Raw genomic sequence first — 2,827 nt, forward strand, 5'->3', positions numbered from 1 at the left:
ACCGCCAGGAAGAACACCCCGATGGCGAACTGGCCGGACATGGCCAGCGCCCCGGCACCGAAGTATTGGAAATAGCGGCAGAACTGGAAGGTGAGGAAGGCGACCGCCGCCGCCGCCATCGATCTGGCGGCGAAGACAAACACCTTTTGCCAGTCGATGCGGGAAAGGTAGGTAGCTGCTGCGGACATAAGCCCGCCGATGTCCGCCAGTTCCCCTGGTGCAGGGGGCTGGTTAGTATTTGGCACCGGGTTTGCACCAATTTCCGCGCCGTTAGTAGTTGCTTTCATATCAATTGGTTGCAGGTCATTCATGGCTGCACCTCCTGGCTATCCAACCATCTGCGGGCCACGCGGTAAGTGCCGGTGTTGCAACCAAATCCGCCCGCCTGCATGACTTCCAGCAATTTGCGGATGGTTTCGCGGGCAGAGCCCAGCTCCACCAGCAGTTGGTTACGCTCTGCCCGAAGCCCATCAATACGCTGGTTCAGGGCTTGTTCGTATCCGTTCATGGCTTGCCCCCCAGCTCTTTGTTTTCTCGGATCATGCGGTGCGCATTGGCGTTGATGGCTGCGTATTGCAGGGCAGACGCAAGGCGTTCGGCCTGATCCACGGTCATGATTGCCAGCGCCTTGTCTGACTGGCAGAACCCGATGCTGAGGGTCACAAGTTCGCCGGTTGCCATGGCCTGGACTTTCGCGCCATCGCTGTAGGTTTCACCCAATGGGGGAACGTCTGCGCGGATTACAGGGATAGTGCTGTTCATGATTGCACCTCCGCCAGTTGGGAGGCGAGGGAAGCGGCAGCGCGTTTGGCCGTGACGTGCGCCCATGCCTCCAGGTCGTCAGCACGGGTTTGCAGCCTGCCAAGCTCAGAGTCCAGCAAGTTCAACAGGCGGATGATGCCAGATAACTGGTCGGCTGCTGGCGAGTTGTCGTGCTGCCGTTGGATGGCGTCCAGCAATGACTGGACTTCCACGACTTGCAGGCGGATGGTATCGAAACTGCCTGAGAGTTCACCACGGGTAAAGGTTGCAGACTGATTCATTCCGCACCCGCCTTACCGGCAGTGCCGGTGGTGTCGAGTTCAGCCAGGGTGGCGTATTTGCGCACGCTCTCCCTGTGGATACCCAACAGGCGGGAAATCTCGGAAAGGTTGCCGCCGCATTCGATGAAAAAGGCGGGGAGAATGGCTTTGTGGAAGGCTTCCAGCAGTTCTGCGTAGGCGTTGCCTTTGCCGGTGGTGGCGCGTGTTTGCTTGGCTTGAACGATGGCGTCCAGGAGGGTGGAAGCGGGGAGTAAGCAGCGTGTGCTTGGGGTGGCGGTTAAGCCCTTGTCGCCGGTTGCAGGCGCAACTTGGGCGTGCATGTTCGCGGTTTGCATCGCGTTTTCCTCATCGATTTGTTTGAAGTTGTGGCAGTTATAAGACTGCCGGGAGCCTTCAAGCGTCTCGATGGAAACGCTGCAAGTATTGCCGCTGCGCGGTGTTGTATTCCTTGCTACTCCCGACAATTTGGTACAATCGCCGGGCATTGTAGCGGGCACAAAAAAACCGCTCATTGCAGGCGGTTGTGTATCTTCTACATTGCCGCCACCGATTTGCTTGAAGTCGTGCCGGGTGTTGCTACCCGGTACATTTTCTAGCGTAGCGCCTTGCGTTTTTTTCGTCAAGTGCGGGTTGTCGGTTTTTTCGGAATTGCAAAAGCCTGCCTTTTCCCTATACTTAGCACAAGCCAATTCTGGCGATTCGTTAACATTGAATCCTCTCAAGCCGCTACACGCACAAGCGGCTTTTTTTATGTCTGCCATTTTCAATTCCTTTAGGCAATAGTTGCCCGTCAACAGCTATTGATTTGCTGAAAACAAAAGATTTGGACAATATAAAGTTCTGCCGGAATATTGGATTATTCAGCAAGCGCTATATTGTTCTATTTGGGGTAAATAGCTAAAGGCTTAACTATAAGGCATGGCAATGAATCCTCTTTAAAATCATAAAACTAGGATTCGCTAAAAATAACAATATTAAATAGTGTTCATTGTTATTCAGTATTGTTCAGATTTGGCTTGTTAACGGTGTTTTCGCTGTGTACACTGTTTGCAATGTTTACGTTGCAAACACTTATCCATATAAGCAAACCATAAAAACAAAACTGACGAATCCTTTTGACGCACAAGCTTATTAACTTAAAACATTTCTGTTTTGTTGGTCAACAAAACAGCTAAAGATTTATATCCAGAATCTTTTCCTTGAATGGCCTTGTCTAACTGAAAACCGCGCTCCTCCGGTTCATCCGTTGCATGACCGCCTGCGGGATGTTGCGGAAATGCTGGCTGGCGTATTCCCAGCTTTCGGCCTGCATGTCCGCCGCTCCGCCCTTGCCCGTCAAGGTGGCGGCGGTCACGGCATCCACCAGCCCCGCCGCTTTTGCCTCGCTTGCGGTGTACCACGTTTCGGCTTTCAGCAGTGCCATTACATCTTGTTCGGATTTGCCCAGCCTGCGCATGTATTCGGGGATCACCGCCTGCTCGTGCTTTTGCAGCACCTGGGAGGCGTGCGCCATGTCTTCCGCATCACCCCACACGCCGCCTTGCGCCCGGTGGATCATGACCAGGCTGTTTTCCGCCGCCTCCACCACATCGCCCGCCAACATGATCACGCTGCCCATGCTCAGGGCGTAGCCCATCACCTTGACGGTAACGTGCGCCTTGTGCTGTTTCAGGGTGTTGTAGATCGGCAGGCCATCGTAAAAGCTGCCGCCGACGGTATTGAGGTAAACGGTGATGGTTTCCACGTCGCCAGCGCCTTGCAGGTCGGCAAGGAATTGCTGGGCG

Annotated in this window: 6 protein-coding genes; all 6 read right to left on the reverse strand. The window is 54.3% G+C overall.

What is annotated here, in order from left to right; all coding sequences use genetic code 11:
* Positions 1–311 (reverse strand): hypothetical protein (locus VSS37_RS07275; RefSeq protein ID WP_324694141.1); only part of this gene is annotated, 311 nt, incomplete at its 3' end.
* Positions 308–508, reverse strand: a complete 201-nt coding sequence (locus tag VSS37_RS07280) for a hypothetical protein (protein ID WP_324694142.1) — start codon at positions 506–508, stop codon at positions 308–310. The genes VSS37_RS07280 and VSS37_RS07275, both read right to left, overlap by 4 nt.
* Positions 505–762, reverse strand: a complete 258-nt coding sequence (locus tag VSS37_RS07285) for a hypothetical protein (RefSeq protein ID WP_324694143.1) — start codon at positions 760–762, stop codon at positions 505–507. Before VSS37_RS07285 ends, VSS37_RS07280 begins: the two co-directional genes overlap by 4 nt.
* Positions 759–1,043 (reverse strand): hypothetical protein, encoded by a 285-nt coding sequence (locus tag VSS37_RS07290; protein WP_324694144.1) that lies wholly within the window; start codon positions 1,041–1,043, stop codon positions 759–761. Before VSS37_RS07290 ends, VSS37_RS07285 begins: the two co-directional genes overlap by 4 nt.
* Complete coding sequence (locus VSS37_RS07295; protein ID WP_324694145.1) at positions 1,040–1,378, reverse strand: hypothetical protein; 339 nt, start codon at positions 1,376–1,378, stop codon at positions 1,040–1,042. Before VSS37_RS07295 ends, VSS37_RS07290 begins: the two co-directional genes overlap by 4 nt.
* Before the next feature lie 878 nt (positions 1,379–2,256).
* Positions 2,257–2,827: head maturation protease, ClpP-related (locus VSS37_RS07300; protein WP_324694146.1), on the reverse strand; the 571-nt coding region annotated here is incomplete at its 5' end.

The organism is Candidatus Thiothrix phosphatis, assembly GCF_035668035.1.
In the GTDB taxonomy this organism is placed as follows: Bacteria; Pseudomonadota; Gammaproteobacteria; order Thiotrichales; family Thiotrichaceae; genus Thiothrix; species Thiothrix phosphatis.